Here is a 14,836-nt window from a genome sequence, read left to right as displayed (position 1 = left end):
GAACTGGAACCGCCAGTGACGCTGGCTAGCCAGAAACGGATCTGGCGACTGGCGCAGCGTCTGGTGGATATGCCGAATGTGGTGGAAGCCATTCCCGGCATGAACAATATCACGGTGATTTTGCGCAATCCTGAGTCGCTGGCGCTGGATGCCATTGAGCGTTTGCAACGCTGGTGGGAGGAGAGTGAGGCGCTGGAACCGGAGTCACGCCATATCGAAATCCCGGTGGTTTACGGCGGCGCTGGCGGGCCGGATTTGGCGGTGGTCGCGGCGCATTGTGGGTTGAGCGAGAAACAGGTTGTTGAATTGCACTCCTCCGTGGAATACGTGGTCTGGTTTTTAGGTTTTCAACCGGGCTTCCCGTATCTCGGGAGCTTGCCGGAACAACTACACACGCCACGGCGCGCTGAACCGCGCTTGCTCGTTCCGGCAGGTTCTGTCGGGATCGGCGGGCCGCAGACCGGTGTTTATCCGCTGGCAACGCCGGGTGGCTGGCAGTTGATTGGTCATACCTCACTCAGCCTGTTTGATCCGGCGCGTGACGAACCCATCTTATTACGTCCTGGAGATAGCGTGCGCTTTGTGCCGCAGAAGGAGGGAGTATGTTGAAAATTATTCGTGCGGGGATGTATACCACCGTGCAGGATGGTGGTCGCCACGGTTTTCGCCAGTCGGGTATCAGCCATTGCGGCGCACTGGATATACCCGCGCTGCGCATTGCTAATCTGCTGGTGGGGAATGATGCCAACGCTCCCGCACTGGAAATTACGCTCGGTCAGTTAACGGTTGAATTTGAACGCGATGGTTGGTTTGCCCTGACCGGCGCAGGTTGTGAAGCGCGGCTGGATGATAACGCCGTCTGGACCGGCTGGCGCTTGCCGATGAAAGCAGGCCAGCGTTTAACCCTTAAACGTCCGCAACATGGCGTTCGTAGCTATCTGGCGGTGGCGGGTGGTATTGATGTCCCGCCAGTGATGGGGTCATGCAGTACCGATCTCAAAGTGGGGATTGGCGGGCTGGAAGGGCGTTTACTAAAGGATGGTGACCGACTCCCGATTGGCAAAGCGAAGCGGGATTTTATGGAAGCACAGGGCGTTAAACAGCTACTGTGGGGCAACCGCATTCGCGCCTTGCCGGGGCCGGAATATCATGAGTTCGATCGCGCCTCGCAGGATGCATTCTGGCGTTCGCCCTGGCAACTTAGCCCGCAAAGCAACCGGATGGGCTATCGCTTGCAGGGGCAAATCTTAAAACGCACCACCGATCGCGAACTGTTATCTCACGGTTTGCTGCCGGGCGTGGTGCAGGTGCCGCATAACGGGCAGCCCATTGTGCTGATGAACGACGCGCAAACCACCGGCGGTTACCCGCGCATTGCCTGCATTATTGAAGCCGACATGTATCATCTGGCGCAAATCCCACTCGGACAGCCCATTCATTTTGTCCAGTGTTCACTGGAAGAGGCACTAAAAGCGCGGCAAGATCAGCAACGTTATTTCGAACAATTAGCGTGGCGGCTGCACAATGAAAATTGACCTGAACGCCGATCTGGGCGAAGGCTGTGCCAGTGACGCTGAACTGTTAACGCTGGTTTCCTCAGCCAATATTGCCTGTGGATTTCATGCAGGCGACGCGCAAACCATGCTGGCAAGCGTGCGTGAAGCAATAAAAAATGGCGTAGCGATTGGCGCGCACCCGAGTTTTCCCGACAGGGAAAATTTTGGTCGTAGCGCCATGCAACTGCCGCCGGAAATGGTTTATGCCCAGACGCTGTATCAAATTGGCGCGCTGGCAGCGATTGTCCGTGCAGAAGGTGGTGTGATGCGCCACGTCAAACCGCACGGTATGTTGTATAACCAGGCGGCGAAAGACGCACAACTGGCAGATGCCATCGCCAGAGCGGTATACGCTTGCGATCCGGCATTGATTCTTGTCGGGCTGGCGGGAAGCGAGCTGATCCGTGCAGGCAAGCGTAATGGCCTGACAACGCGCGAGGAAGTGTTTGCCGATCGCGGTTATCAGGCTGACGGCTCGCTGGTGCCGCGAAGCCAGCCAGGCGCGTTGATTGAAAACGAAGAACAGGCGCTGGCGCAGACGCTGGAGATGGTGCAACACGGCAGAGTCAAAAGTATCACCGATGAATGGGCGAAGGTCACGGCGCAAACGGTCTGCCTGCATGGCGACGGCGAGCACGCACTGGCGTTCGCCCGCCGACTACGCGCTACATTTACCAAAAAGGGGATTGTTGTCGCAGCATAATCCCGCTGAACAAAGAACGAAAAAAGGATATCACCATGCCTGAAGGCCCGGAGATCCGCCGTGCAGCGGATAACCTGGAGGCGGCGATCAAAGGCAAACTACTAACTGATGTCTGGTTTGCCTTCCCGCAGTTAAAACCGTATCAATCACAACTTATTGCTCAACACGTCACCCATGTGGAAACTCGTGGTAAGGCGTTGTTAACTCATTTTTCTGATGGTTTAACGCTCTATAGCCATAATCAGCTTTACGGCGTGTGGCGCGTGGTTGATACCGGCGAAGAGCCGCAGACCACGCGGGTGCTACGGGTAAAACTGCAAACGGCTGACAAAACCATTCTGCTTTATAGCGCCTCGGATATTGAGATGTTGACCCCGGAACAACTGACCACACATCCGTTTTTACAACGCGTTGGCCCCGATGTGCTGGATCCGAATCTGACGCCGGAGGTGGTGAAAGAACGGTTATTATCGCCGCGCTTTCGTAATCGGCAGTTTGCTGGATTACTGCTCGATCAGGCGTTTCTGGCAGGGCTTGGCAATTATTTGCGGGTGGAGATCCTCTGGCAGGTCGGGTTGACCGGAAGTCATAAAGCGAAAGATCTCAATGTGGCGCAACTGGATGCACTCGCGCACGCGCTACTGGATATTCCGCGTCTTTCTTACGCTACGCGGGGGCAGGTGGATGAGAATAAACATCATGGGGCGCTGTTTCGCTTTAAAGTTTTTCATCGTGATGGCGAGAAGTGCGAACGCTGTGGCGGCATCATTGAGAAAACCACGTTGTCATCGCGCCCGTTTTACTGGTGTCCAGGCTGCCAGCACTAGGCCGACCGCTTCGGCGCATAAGTTGAAATAAACCGTGCAATGGCAGGCCCCGTCAGCAAAATACTGAACAAGCGCAGGGTTTGCATCGCCATGATGAACGCCATATCGGCATTGCTCCCTGCGGCGATGACCGCCACCGTATCAAGCCCGCCGGGGCTGGTGGCGAGATAGGCGGTCATAAAATCAATATGCATAAACCGGGTCAGCCCCCACGCCATACCCGCACAAATAGCCAGCAGAGCAAAAATCGACAGCAGGATTTGCGGTAGTGGGCGCAATGCCCGCAGTAATATTTGTTTATCGAAACCAAGACCAATCCGCCAGCCAATTGCCATATACGCCATCGCCAGCAGCCATTCTGGTAGTTCGATGGTGATGAGCTGACCAGACTGGAGCACTGCGCCCGCCAGCATCGGGATGAGCATCGTGCCGGAAGGAAGACGTAGCAGGCATCCCACTGTACCGGCAACCACTGCGAGCAAAATCGTAAGCATGAGATTAATGCTCACTGGCGGGAACCAGATAATCTGTTGATTAACCGCTTCAGCGTTATCGCCCAGCATCATCCGCGTAACCAGAACTGCCGCACCTGCGACAAACAGTACCCGCAGATATTGCATAAACGCCACCAGACGGATATCTGCGCCGTAATCCTGCGCCATAGCGACCATTGCCGCCGCGCCGCCAGGAGAAGAACCCCAGGCACCGGTATTTCCAGGCAGTGAGCTATAGCGCACCAATAACCAGCCCACGATGGCGCTGGAAAGCAGCGTCACCAGTAAAATAGATAACACGATCGGCCAGTTAACGGCCAGGGTGGTGAGAATCGAACCAGTGAGGTTTTGCGCAATCATGCAGCCAAGAATGGCCTGCGCAGCAAGAAAAGCGGAGCGAGGGAGTTGCAGAGTTATTCCGCGCATACTGAAGATGATCCCGGCGATCATCGGCCCAAGTAATAGTGCTGCCGGGAGATGTACCGCGAGGAAGCCAATAGAAAGGAGAAGTGATAGTACACATAACATTCCCCACTGCAAAACTGGCATCCTTCGCTCCTTCATTATTATCTCTTTGGTGTATCGATACAGCATAAAGAAAGCCGGGTCTGGAAAAAATAACGGTAATCAAGGAAAAGGAGGAAATGAGTAATTATCTGAATGCGATACCCTTCTCGACTGAAAAGGGCATCATCTCGATTCAGTTGTAGTTAATCTTAAAAAGCACCACAGTATCGAAGGGACCAGCCTCGATGGGGGTGCCTGGTATGGATGACAATTCGGCGGTAAAGTTTTTTTCATAAACTAACATGTCGCTGGTGAAATCGGCATATTCGCTGTATTTATTGAAGGTATAGGGCGAGGCGTTTTCGTCCAGTAAACGTAGTTTAAGTCCATTACCAATCAACAATGCTTTATCTTCTTCAACCAACGTTTCTTCGGTATAAAACGAGGAACTGACTTTAAATCCGTCGGTGCACTGGTCATTTTGTGATTTCGTCGTCTTAATACTAAAATTTTTCGACATCGTGTGACGGCGAATATCCAGTACGTTAAATTTACCAAAATCAATCACCTGTGTTTCAGGCGAAATAGAAAAGTTAACGCTGCAATCCAGTACACGAATGTTTTCCAGACCGGTAATGTGATATTTCAGGTTTTGGGCAGAAGGATCTTCATTAACACTGCCAGCGCCATCGAATTGCACCACAATATAGTCGCTCAGCGTACTTTGATAATCATGCGGCGGCATTTCACGAACTTTAACATAGAGCCGCATACGAGCGAGAAATGTACGCGACATATGAATATTGTTGGAATCGCCGGAACAAATCTTATTTTGCCACCCCATAGCAATGATCTGCTCTGGTGTGTAGATATCAATTTTCTTGCTGTCGATACACTGGTTGGTGTCGATTCGACTTTTCCCGAGACTGGCATCGTAATCAACGCCGTTATATGTTACGCCAAGTTGATAATAGCGATACTGCATTCCGGGGTAGGGGTTTACCCAGGCATAAACATGCTCGCTTTCAAAGTTGCCGTTAGTATTGTTGTCACAATAGACGGGAATTTTAATATCGTCAGATTCCCAGATTTTATCGCCAGGTTTAGCATTGCCCGGCACAGCAAAGGGTTGAATAGCTTCTGATTTTTCTACAGATCCGCCAGATGAGCCAAAATAGCAGTTCAGCGCCAGCGCAGACTTCAACGGCAGAAATAACAGACAGATAACGAACAACAATCCCTTGCCAGCACTCATTTCTTCGCCTCCACCGCCTGTAAACGACATTGTCCGTTACAGTTCAGAGTATTCATCCGTAATGCGCCGTAATCATCCATGTAACCCAGGTAAAATTGATTACCGTTATAGCTTCCTGTATTCGTTGTGACGGTGCTAAAAGGGGCAATCATCACCGATTTAAAACCGGGGATCACACCTTTATCATTTTGCCCAAGATAGGCAATCGTCAGGTAATAGACGGTAGGGTTTTTCAGGGTAAGTTCGTTGCCCTTCTGGCTAACCTGTAACTGTAACTCTATGTGTTCACCTGTTTTCTTGCGCAATGCCGCAGGTCGCCAGAACAACTTAATACGGCTTTGGATCGCGACCTGAAGTATCGCATGGTCGCTGCTTTTATCCGGCGCTGGCGGAATTTCGCGCATGTTGTAGTAAAATAGCGTTTCACGATCGCCGGGCAACTGTGTGGTTGACGCTTGCTTTACAATCCGCACCTGCGATGTTGCTTTTGGTTCCAGGCGCTGTATTGGTGGCAGGGCGACCAGAAGATCGTCGCTTTTCTCCCCTTTATCATTTTCTATCCAGGAATATGCAAGGTAAGGCAGTTTGTCACTCTGGTTTTCTATGCGCAGGCTGGTGGCTTTGTCGTTGGCGTTAAACACAACTCGTGTGCGATCGGGTTGCACTGCAGCGTTGCTACCCAGGCTGACAGCTAACAGAATCAGGGGCAATCCTTTAATAAATGTCATTCTCTTTTCCTTAATTAATGACAAGGTAAAATCAGGCGTTTGGTCGTGTCTTCCAGACGTTCTGGCAGATGAATAATGCAACTTTGTTTATCGCCCCAGAGCACGGTAAATTGCTGGTTTTCAGCTACTCCGCCAAGCCAGGCATGGCCTTCCTCGCTAACCATACCGACACTGATTCCACTGCCATTCTGCTGAATATTGGCACCGAGAGGGGGATAGTGACCGCTGGCGTCGCGAATAATAATGTTAACGTCTTTACCAGAACGGGAAGCCAGCGATTTGTAACCAATAGCGCCTTCAATCCACGTTTCTTTGATGATATTTTCAGCAACCGTTACGCCATCAGGTAAATCATTCATGTTGACTGCCACGGTGGAAGGTTGGTAACTGGAAATTAGCGGCACTACCGCAATACCAAAATGGTTGGTGTAGTCGAGATTACCCTGAACCGGAATATTTGCCACGCCGTCGGTGCTGACCATCAGCCGAGGCTCATTGGTTGAACTGCGGCGATGGAAGGCTGCGCCATATTGAGTGGCGGTAAAGGAACCGCTCCAGCTACTGCTGACAGAGCTGTAATCATTGGCGGCATAAGTGCCAGACAAATCCCATTCGCCGGCTGAACTCAGGTGTTGATAGTTACCACTCACCTGGGCGCCATTGTCAGGACGGTCGGATTGCAGCACGGCAGACATGCCCCAGCTATTACGTTCATCCAGCGTATCGTTCCACGACATGCGGTGCGTGGTGCTGTTACTACTGTTTTGCATGTCATAGCCGACTCGACCACCGTTACCGACAGGTAATGAAATCGACAGGTAAATCTGGTTGTCGCGATCTTTGTCTTCGTAGTGGGTTGTGTTGAATGACGTCGAGATCGATATATCTTTCCAGTCACCGATATCAATATTAAACCCTGCCGTTATGTTGGCGGTCGTGGAGGTATTTGCGTTCCACCAGGTCTGATGTAACAGGTTGGCGTACAGGTTGAGGTTCAGAGGGGTTATCGGTTGGCCTACTGATAAGCTGATCGTCTGTTTTTCGTCTTGTGCATCGTTGTCGTTGTATTTGTGATCCAGATAGTTGGCGTAGCTGTGAAAATGACGATCGGAGAAGCGATAAGCAGCGAGTGAAATCGTACTATTTGTGGCGTCCACTTGTTTGCTGTAATTGAAACGGTAGCTTAAGCCCCGCTCGTCCTGCTGGGTATCAAATTGGCTACTGGCCCAGGTGACATCAAATGACAACGCCCCCAGCCAGAGCATATTTTGCCCGATGCCTATTGCGCCAGAATGGTAGTCATCTCCGGAGAGTAGCAAACCGCCATATAACGAGGTATTCGAGAGCATCCCCCAGGATATTTCATTGCTAAAAAAGGTTTCATTTTCAGTTTGATGAGACATTGAGGTTCGCGGCTGACCAACAGCAAGTTTATAGCGAACCTGACCCTGGCGCGTCAGGAAGGGCGTCGAGGCGGCCGAAACCTGAAAGTTGTTCACACGGCCATCGTCTTCCGTCACTTTGACATCCAGCGTACCCTGGACAGACTGATTGATGTCATCAATGATAAACGGGCCTGGCGGGACTTTTTTCTGATAAATAACTCGCCCCGAATGACTTACGGTGACAGTGGCGTTGGTTTGCGCGATACCGCTGATTTGTGGGGCGTAACCGCGCAATTCCCAGGGCAACATCCGGTCATCGCTGGTCAGTGCCGCACCGGTATAAGAAAAACCGTCGAAAATATTGGAACTAAAATCAGTTTCGCCCAGGGTTAATTTCGAACCTAATTGCGGTAGTGGGCGAAAAAGATAAGTACGTGATATTCCGCCGCTCTGGTCGTGGGCATCGTCGCTTTCGGAGCGGCTCAGCTGGTAATCGCTGCGTAAGCGCCATGCACCCATGTTAATACCGGCAGTACCGTAAGCGTTCAGGTTGGTGTTGCTGCTACTGCCCTGTGGACGGTAGTTGCTGGCAAACAGGTTGTAGTCCATCAGGACGCCGGCTACACCTTCTTTCCATGTTGATGGCGGCATCCAGTTTTCTGAGTGCCATGCCAGCCACGCTTGCGGAATGGTGATATTGAGTTGCTGATTGGCTTGATCGAAATTGAAGAGTATTTCTGGATGCGAACTAAAATCAACACACTGATTTATCTGTACTAATGATTGACGGAAGTCTGGTTTTAAACCAAATTTATCCACCAGTGATTCATCGATGCACGGAATGGTTTTATCACCGCTTTTTTGCCAGCTAATTTTTTGCCCGTTACTTATTTGGTTATTATTAACGGTAATGCTAACAAAATATTCACCGGGGGCAATCACCCCTTTGTCTTTTAATAATGAAATATCAATGCTATCACGCATCGATTTGTCGAGGACGCTCAGGTTAAATTCGACCGCCAGCGCGGACGGCATTACCATCGTCAGGCAGGAAATAAAAGAAAGTCGATAAATATTCACGGTGTCCATACCTGATAAATATCTGCAGAAAGGCGGCTACGTCGCCGCCATAATTATTCTTATTTATAATCCAGAACGTAGGTCGCGTTAGCGGTTACGGCACCAGCAGTGACATTGACTGCATTGTCAATTTGTTCCATCCAGGCAAAGAAGTTCAGCGTTTGTTCTGTTGAGCTTGCATCCAGGTCGAGGTCTGGCGCAGCTGTACCCAATACGATGTTTGTGTCATTTTTGTCCATCAGTCTTACGCCGACACCTGTTGCCTCGCCAGCACTGGTATTGCTCAACAGAGGTGTTGCCCCCGTCGTTTTAGCCGAACCGTCGAAGGTTACGGCAACTTTGGATATTGGCGAACCGCTACCATTATCAGAACCTGGCAGGTCACAGTTTATTAAGCGAATGTCGACGGCCACTTTATTGCTGTGATGATCCCGGTTTATATGGGTTGTCGTGACTTGTCCAAGGTCAATATTTTTATCAACATCATCTGGATGAATGTCACAAGGTGCTTCAATAATTTCACCTTTAAAGTGAATTTCACCAGAGCCTTCGTCTGCGGCATAAACAGGAGCAGTGAACAACAGAGATACGGCCAATGCGGCCAATGTTTTTTGTCCTTTAAACATAACAGAATCCTTTAAGGAAATAGAAAAATAGTATAGCTCTACCAGATTATCTGATTTTGCGTGTGGATTGTTTTTAGTTTTGCTTAAAAATATATTTAGTTTTATTAAATGCAAATGCAATTGATTGGTGTTGTGAATTAATCAAGACGTAGAAAATAGAAGTGAGTTATGGATATGCATAATATTCAGTGGATTATAAACAGGACGGAGAGATCAATTATTTTTATGAAGATATTGCATTGACCGCTGTTTGAACTGGTTGTTTTTTATTTGGCGTCCGGTTTTTGATTTTATTTTTACAATTTTTTATGCTTAAACCAACAAAAAATAACCCGCCATATAAACGGCGGGCTAAATTATTTGCTGCTCAGTAATCACCGATTAACGTTTGATATCGCTTTTAAAGTCACGTTTTTCATAGCCAGTATACAGCTGACGCGGACGGGCAATTTTCATGCCGTCACTGTGCATTTCGCTCCAGTGGGCGATCCAGCCAACGGTACGTGCCATTGCGAAAATGACGGTGAACATGGAAGACGGAATCCCCATCGCTTTCAGGATGATACCGGAGTAGAAATCGACGTTCGGGTACAGTTTTTTCTCGATAAAGTACGGGTCGTTCAGCGCGATGTTTTCCAGCTCCATTGCCACTTCCAGCAGGTCATCTTTGGTGCCCAGCTCTTTCAGGACTTCATGGCAGGTTTCACGCATTACGGTGGCGCGCGGGTCGTAATTTTTGTACACGCGGTGACCGAAGCCCATCAGGCGGAAAGAGTCATTCTTATCTTTCGCACGACGAACAAATTCCGGAATGTGTTTAACGGAGCTGATTTCTTCCAGCATTTTTAGCGCAGCTTCGTTAGCACCACCGTGAGCCGGCCCCCACAGCGAAGCAATACCTGCTGCGATACAAGCAAACGGGTTCGCACCCGAAGAACCAGCGGTACGCACGGTGGAAGTCGAGGCGTTCTGTTCGTGGTCAGCGTGCAGGATCAGAATACGATCCATTGCACGTTCCAGAATTGGATTGACTTCATACGGTTCGCACGGGGTGGAGAACATCATGTGCAGGAAGTTTCCGGCGTAGGAAAGGTCATTGCGCGGGTAAACAAATGGCTGACCGATGGAGTATTTGTAACACATCGCTGCCATGGTCGGCATTTTCGACAGCAGACGGAACGCGGCGATTTCACGATGACGCGGATTATTGACGTCAAGTGAATCGTGATAAAACGCTGCCAGCGCGCCGGTGATACCGCACATGACCGCCATCGGATGAGAGTCGCGACGGAAGGCGTGGAACAGACGGGTAATCTGTTCGTGGATCATCGTATGACGGGTAACGGTAGTTTTAAACTCGTCATACTGTTCCTGGGTCGGTTTTTCACCATTCAGCAGAATGTAACAGACTTCCAGGTAGTTAGAATCGGTCGCCAGCTGATCGATCGGGAAACCTCGATGCAGCAAAATACCTTCATCACCATCAATAAAAGTAATTTTAGATTCGCAGGATGCGGTTGAAGTGAAGCCTGGATCAAAGGTGAATACACCTTTTGAACCGAGAGTACGGATATCAATAACATCTTGACCCAGCGTGCCTTTCAGCACATCCAGTTCAACAGCTGTATCCCCGTTGAGGGTGAGTTTTGCTTTTGTATCAGCCATTTAAGGTCTCCTTAGCGCCTTATTGCGTAAGACTGCCGGAACTTAAATTTGCCTTCGCACATCAACCTGGCTTTACCCGTTTGTTATTTGGCTCGCCGCTCTGCGAAAGAGGGGAAGACCTGGGTACAGAGCTCTGGGCGCTTGCAGGTAAAGGATTCATTGATGACGAATAAACGGCGAATCAAGCACTTAGCAATCCGAATTATTAAACCTGTCTATCACTAATAACTGTCCTGGATGGATTGGTCAATACTTCCACACTGTTACATAAGTTAATCTTAGGTGAAATAGTGACCCCATAACTTTTACGCATTATATGCTTTTCCTGATGATGTTTGTAACAACTTTGTTGAATGATTGTCAAATGAGATGGTTAAAAATTAAATAAATGTTGTTATCGTGACTTAGATCACTGTTCTGGATAAAACCCGACAAAGCATATGTAGGTTAATTGTAATGATTTTGTGAACGGCCTATACTGCCGCCAGGTCTCCGGAACACCCTGCAATCCCGAGCCACCCAGCGTTGTAACGTGTCGTTTTCGCATCTGGAAGCAGTGTTTTGCATGACGCGCAGTTATAGAAAGGACGCTGTCTGACCCGCAAGCAGACCGGAGGAAGGAAATCCCGACGTCTCCAGGTAACAGAAAGTTATCCTCTGTACCCGTAGTCCCCAGGGAATAATAAGAACAGCATGTGGGCGTTATTCATGATAAGAAATGTGAAAAAACAAAGACCTGTTAATCTGGACCTACAGACCATCCGGTTCCCCGTCACGGCGATAGCGTCCATTCTCCATCGCGTTTCCGGTGTGATCACCTTCGTTGCAGTGGGCATCCTGCTGTGGCTTCTGGGTACTAGCCTCTCTTCCCCTGAAGGTTTCGAGCAAGCTTCCGCCATTATGGGCAGCTTCTTCGTCAAATTTATCATGTGGGGCATCCTTACCGCTCTGGCGTATCACGTCGTCGTAGGTATTCGCCACATGATGATGGATTTTGGCTATCTGGAAGAAACATTCGAAGCGGGTAAACGCTCCGCCAAAATCTCCTTTGTCATTACTGTCGTGCTTTCAATTCTTGCAGGAGTCCTCGTATGGTAAGCAACGCCTCCGCATTAGGACGCAATGGCGTACATGATTTCATCCTCGTTCGCGCTACTGCTATCGTCCTGACGCTCTACATCATTTATATGGTCGGTTTTTTCGCTACCAGTGGCGAACTGACATATGAAGTCTGGATCGGTTTCTTTGCCTCTGCGTTCACTAAAGTGTTCACCCTGCTGGCGCTGTTTTCCATCTTGATCCATGCCTGGATCGGCATGTGGCAGGTGTTGACCGACTACGTTAAACCGCTGGCTTTGCGCCTGATGGTGCAACTGGTGATTGTCGTTGCACTGGTGGTTTACGTGATTTATGGATTCGTTGTGGTGTGGGGTGTGTGATGAAATTGCCAGTCAGAGAATTTGATGCAGTTGTGATTGGTGCCGGCGGCGCAGGTATGCGCGCGGCGCTGCAAATTTCCCAGAGCGGCCAGACCTGTGCGCTGCTCTCTAAAGTCTTCCCGACCCGTTCCCATACCGTTTCGGCGCAGGGCGGCATTACCGTTGCGCTGGGTAATACCCATGAAGATAACTGGGAATGGCATATGTACGACACCGTAAAAGGGTCGGACTATATCGGTGACCAGGACGCGATTGAATATATGTGTAAAACCGGGCCGGAAGCGATTCTGGAACTGGAGCACATGGGCCTGCCGTTCTCGCGCCTTGATGATGGTCGTATCTATCAACGTCCGTTTGGCGGTCAGTCGAAAAACTTCGGCGGCGAGCAGGCGGCACGTACAGCGGCAGCGGCTGACCGTACCGGTCACGCACTGTTGCACACCCTTTATCAGCAGAACCTGAAAAACCACACCACCATTTTCTCCGAGTGGTATGCGCTGGATCTGGTGAAAAACCAGGATGGCGCAGTGGTCGGTTGTACCGCACTGTGCATCGAAACTGGTGAAGTGGTTTACTTCAAAGCTCGCGCGACTGTGCTGGCGACCGGCGGGGCTGGGCGTATTTATCAGTCCACCACTAACGCCCACATTAACACCGGCGACGGCGTCGGCATGGCTATCCGTGCAGGCGTACCGGTGCAGGATATGGAAATGTGGCAGTTCCACCCGACGGGTATTGCCGGTGCGGGCGTACTGGTCACCGAGGGTTGCCGTGGTGAAGGCGGTTATCTGCTGAACAAACATGGCGAACGCTTTATGGAGCGTTATGCGCCGAACGCCAAAGACCTGGCGGGGCGTGATGTGGTGGCGCGTTCCATCATGATCGAAATTCGTGAAGGTCGTGGCTGTGATGGCCCGTGGGGACCACACGCAAAACTGAAACTCGACCACCTGGGTAAAGAAGTTCTCGAATCCCGTCTGCCGGGCATTCTTGAACTCTCCCGTACCTTCGCTCACGTCGATCCGGTGAAAGAGCCGATTCCGGTTATCCCAACCTGTCACTACATGATGGGCGGTATTCCGACCAAAGTGACCGGTCAGGCGCTGACCGTGAACGAGAAAGGCGAAGATGTGGTGATCCCTGGCCTGTTCGCGGTGGGTGAAATTGCTTGCGTATCGGTACACGGCGCTAACCGTCTTGGCGGCAACTCGCTGCTGGACCTGGTGGTCTTTGGTCGTGCGGCAGGTCTGCATCTGCAAGAGTCTATCGCCGAACAGGGCGCACTGCGCGATGCCAGCGAGTCTGATGTCGAAGCTTCTCTGGAGCGCCTGAACCGCTGGAACAACAACCGTAACGGTGAAGATCCGGTGGCGATTCGTAAAGCACTGCAAGAATGTATGCAGCATAACTTCTCGGTCTTCCGTGAAGGTGATGCGATGGCGAAAGGGCTTGAGCAGTTGAAAGTGATCCGCGAGCGTCTGAAAAATGCCCGTCTGGATGACACCTCCAGCGAGTTCAACACCCAGCGCGTTGAATGCCTGGAACTGGATAACCTGATGGAAACGGCGTATGCAACGGCTGTTTCTGCCAACTTCCGTACCGAAAGCCGTGGCGCGCATAGCCGCTTCGACTTCCCGGAGCGTGATGATGAAAACTGGCTGTGTCACTCCCTGTATCTGCCAGAGTCGGAATCCATGACGCGACGTAGCGTCAACATGGAACCGAAACTGCGCCCGGCATTCCCGCCGAAGATTCGTACTTACTAATGCGGAGACAGGAAAATGAGACTCGAGTTTTCAATTTATCGCTATAACCCGGATGTTGATGATGCTCCGCGTATGCAGGATTACACCCTGGAAGCGGAAGAAGGTCGCGACATGATGCTGCTGGATGCGCTTATCCAGCTGAAAGAGAAAGATCCCAGCCTGTCGTTCCGTCGCTCCTGCCGTGAAGGTGTGTGTGGTTCCGACGGTCTGAACATGAACGGCAAGAATGGTCTGGCCTGTATTACCCCGATTTCGGCACTCAACCAGCCGGGCAAGAAGATTGTAATTCGTCCGTTGCCAGGTTTACCGGTGATCCGCGATTTGGTGGTAGACATGGGACAATTCTATGCGCAATATGAGAAAATTAAGCCTTACTTGTTGAATAATGGACAAAATCTACCAGCTCGTGAGCATTTACAAATGCCCGAGCAACGTGAAAAACTCGACGGGCTGTATGAATGTATTCTCTGCGCATGTTGTTCAACCTCTTGTCCGTCTTTCTGGTGGAATCCCGATAAGTTTATCGGTCCTGCAGGCTTGTTAGCGGCGTATCGTTTCCTGATTGATAGCCGTGATACCGAGACTGACAGCCGCCTTGACGGTTTGAGTGATGCATTCAGTGTATTCCGCTGTCACAGCATCATGAACTGCGTCAGTGTATGTCCGAAAGGGCTGAACCCGACGCGCGCCATCGGTCATATCAAGTCGATGTTGTTGCAACGTAATGCGTAATGTCCTGGCCTGATGGCCAAGGCAAAAATGTGCACGAACGGTTCCCTCGCCCCTTTGGGGAGAGGGTTAGGGT

Annotated in this window: 15 protein-coding genes; 8 read left to right on the top strand and 7 right to left on the bottom strand. The window is 50.6% G+C overall.

Annotated elements, in window-relative coordinates; all coding sequences use genetic code 11:
* The 4 genes from pxpB to nei form a co-directional block, all read left to right on the top strand.
* Positions 1-609, top strand: a 609-nt coding sequence (gene pxpB / locus EQY_RS0114185) for a 5-oxoprolinase subunit PxpB (RefSeq protein ID WP_000352507.1), incomplete at its 5' end; no start/stop codon positions are given.
* Entirely contained in the window at positions 603-1,535 is a 933-nt protein-coding gene (gene pxpC / locus EQY_RS0114180) for a 5-oxoprolinase subunit PxpC (RefSeq protein ID WP_000912703.1), read from the top strand. The genes pxpB and pxpC, both read left to right, overlap by 7 nt.
* Entirely contained in the window at positions 1,525-2,259 is a 735-nt protein-coding gene (gene pxpA, locus EQY_RS0114175) for a 5-oxoprolinase subunit PxpA (RefSeq protein WP_000687117.1), read from the top strand. The genes pxpC and pxpA overlap by 11 nt, the downstream gene beginning before the upstream one ends.
* A gap of 35 nt (positions 2,260-2,294) precedes the next feature.
* Positions 2,295-3,086 (top strand): endonuclease VIII, encoded by a 792-nt coding sequence (gene nei, locus EQY_RS0114170; protein ID WP_001113955.1) that lies wholly within the window; start codon positions 2,295-2,297, stop codon positions 3,084-3,086.
* Here nei and EQY_RS0114165 read toward each other — a convergent pair.
* From EQY_RS0114165 to EQY_RS26235, 7 genes are all read right to left on the bottom strand, one after another.
* A complete protein-coding gene (locus tag EQY_RS0114165; protein WP_024212581.1) occupies positions 3,083-4,129 on the bottom strand; it encodes an AbrB family transcriptional regulator in 1,047 nt (348 codons plus the stop codon). The genes nei and EQY_RS0114165 overlap by 4 nt on opposite strands.
* Before the next feature lie 151 nt (positions 4,130-4,280).
* The gene (locus tag EQY_RS0114160; RefSeq protein WP_001272404.1) at positions 4,281-5,342 is read right to left on the bottom strand and encodes a fimbrial protein; all 1,062 of its coding nucleotides are present in this window, start codon (positions 5,340-5,342) and stop codon (positions 4,281-4,283) included.
* Positions 5,339-6,070: a fimbrial biogenesis chaperone gene (locus tag EQY_RS0114155; protein WP_000142797.1), complete on the bottom strand. Its 732-nt coding sequence runs from the start codon at positions 6,068-6,070 to the stop codon at positions 5,339-5,341. Before EQY_RS0114155 ends, EQY_RS0114160 begins: the two co-directional genes overlap by 4 nt.
* A 14-nt stretch (positions 6,071-6,084) precedes the next feature.
* Positions 6,085-8,544, bottom strand: coding sequence for a fimbria/pilus outer membrane usher protein (locus tag EQY_RS0114150; RefSeq protein WP_000381917.1), 2,460 nt, complete (start codon positions 8,542-8,544; stop codon positions 6,085-6,087).
* A 50-nt stretch (positions 8,545-8,594) separates the two neighbouring features.
* Positions 8,595-9,161 (bottom strand): fimbrial protein, encoded by a 567-nt coding sequence (locus tag EQY_RS0114145; protein ID WP_000472409.1) that lies wholly within the window; start codon positions 9,159-9,161, stop codon positions 8,595-8,597.
* A 381-nt stretch (positions 9,162-9,542) separates the two neighbouring features.
* Positions 9,543-10,826 carry a citrate synthase gene (gene gltA / locus EQY_RS0114140; protein ID WP_000785828.1) on the bottom strand — a complete coding sequence of 428 codons (1,284 nt, stop codon included), beginning with the start codon at positions 10,824-10,826 and terminating at the stop codon, positions 9,543-9,545.
* Between the two features lie 205 nt (positions 10,827-11,031).
* Positions 11,032-11,139 (bottom strand): hypothetical protein, encoded by a 108-nt coding sequence (locus tag EQY_RS26235; protein ID WP_122983127.1) that lies wholly within the window; start codon positions 11,137-11,139, stop codon positions 11,032-11,034.
* A gap of 380 nt (positions 11,140-11,519) precedes the next feature.
* On the opposite strand from EQY_RS26235, the gene sdhC reads away from it, so the two are divergent.
* The 4 genes from sdhC to sdhB are packed head-to-tail and all read left to right on the top strand — an operon-like array spanning position 11,520 to position 14,763.
* Positions 11,520-11,924: a succinate dehydrogenase cytochrome b556 subunit gene (gene sdhC, locus EQY_RS0114130; RefSeq protein WP_000263354.1), complete on the top strand. Its 405-nt coding sequence runs from the start codon at positions 11,520-11,522 to the stop codon at positions 11,922-11,924.
* The gene (sdhD, locus tag EQY_RS0114125) at positions 11,918-12,265 is read left to right on the top strand and encodes a succinate dehydrogenase membrane anchor subunit (protein WP_000254366.1); all 348 of its coding nucleotides are present in this window, start codon (positions 11,918-11,920) and stop codon (positions 12,263-12,265) included. Before sdhC ends, sdhD begins: the two co-directional genes overlap by 7 nt.
* Positions 12,265-14,031 (top strand): succinate dehydrogenase flavoprotein subunit, encoded by a 1,767-nt coding sequence (gene sdhA / locus EQY_RS0114120; protein ID WP_000775531.1) that lies wholly within the window; start codon positions 12,265-12,267, stop codon positions 14,029-14,031. The genes sdhD and sdhA overlap by 1 nt, the downstream gene beginning before the upstream one ends.
* 15 nt (positions 14,032-14,046) lie before the next feature.
* The gene (gene sdhB, locus EQY_RS0114115; protein WP_001235258.1) at positions 14,047-14,763 is read left to right on the top strand and encodes a succinate dehydrogenase iron-sulfur subunit SdhB; all 717 of its coding nucleotides are present in this window, start codon (positions 14,047-14,049) and stop codon (positions 14,761-14,763) included.
* The last annotated feature ends 73 nt before the right edge of the window (positions 14,764-14,836 follow it).

Origin of the sequence: Escherichia sp. TW14182, from assembly GCF_000208525.1 — a bacterium.
GTDB classification, from domain to species: domain Bacteria; phylum Pseudomonadota; class Gammaproteobacteria; order Enterobacterales; family Enterobacteriaceae; genus Escherichia; species Escherichia ruysiae.
This window is presented reverse-complemented; position numbering and strand designations above follow the sequence as displayed.

Coding starts and splice junctions, on each gene's coding strand:
- EQY_RS0114145 (WP_000472409.1), bottom strand. CDS start 9,161: ATGTTTAAAGGACAAAAAACATTGGCCGCATTGGCCGTATCTCTGTTG.
- sdhC (WP_000263354.1), top strand. CDS start 11,520: ATGTGGGCGTTATTCATGATAAGAAATGTGAAAAAACAAAGACCTGTT.
- pxpC (WP_000912703.1), top strand. CDS start 603: ATGTTGAAAATTATTCGTGCGGGGATGTATACCACCGTGCAGGATGGT.
- EQY_RS0114160 (WP_001272404.1), bottom strand. CDS start 5,342: ATGAGTGCTGGCAAGGGATTGTTGTTCGTTATCTGTCTGTTATTTCTG.
- sdhB (WP_001235258.1), top strand. CDS start 14,047: ATGAGACTCGAGTTTTCAATTTATCGCTATAACCCGGATGTTGATGAT.
- sdhD (WP_000254366.1), top strand. CDS start 11,918: ATGGTAAGCAACGCCTCCGCATTAGGACGCAATGGCGTACATGATTTC.
- EQY_RS0114150 (WP_000381917.1), bottom strand. CDS start 8,544: ATGGACACCGTGAATATTTATCGACTTTCTTTTATTTCCTGCCTGACG.
- pxpA (WP_000687117.1), top strand. CDS start 1,525: ATGAAAATTGACCTGAACGCCGATCTGGGCGAAGGCTGTGCCAGTGAC.
- gltA (WP_000785828.1), bottom strand. CDS start 10,826: ATGGCTGATACAAAAGCAAAACTCACCCTCAACGGGGATACAGCTGTT.
- EQY_RS26235 (WP_122983127.1), bottom strand. CDS start 11,139: ATGCGTAAAAGTTATGGGGTCACTATTTCACCTAAGATTAACTTATGT.
- nei (WP_001113955.1), top strand. CDS start 2,295: ATGCCTGAAGGCCCGGAGATCCGCCGTGCAGCGGATAACCTGGAGGCG.
- sdhA (WP_000775531.1), top strand. CDS start 12,265: ATGAAATTGCCAGTCAGAGAATTTGATGCAGTTGTGATTGGTGCCGGC.
- EQY_RS0114165 (WP_024212581.1), bottom strand. CDS start 4,129: ATGCCAGTTTTGCAGTGGGGAATGTTATGTGTACTATCACTTCTCCTT.
- EQY_RS0114155 (WP_000142797.1), bottom strand. CDS start 6,070: ATGACATTTATTAAAGGATTGCCCCTGATTCTGTTAGCTGTCAGCCTG.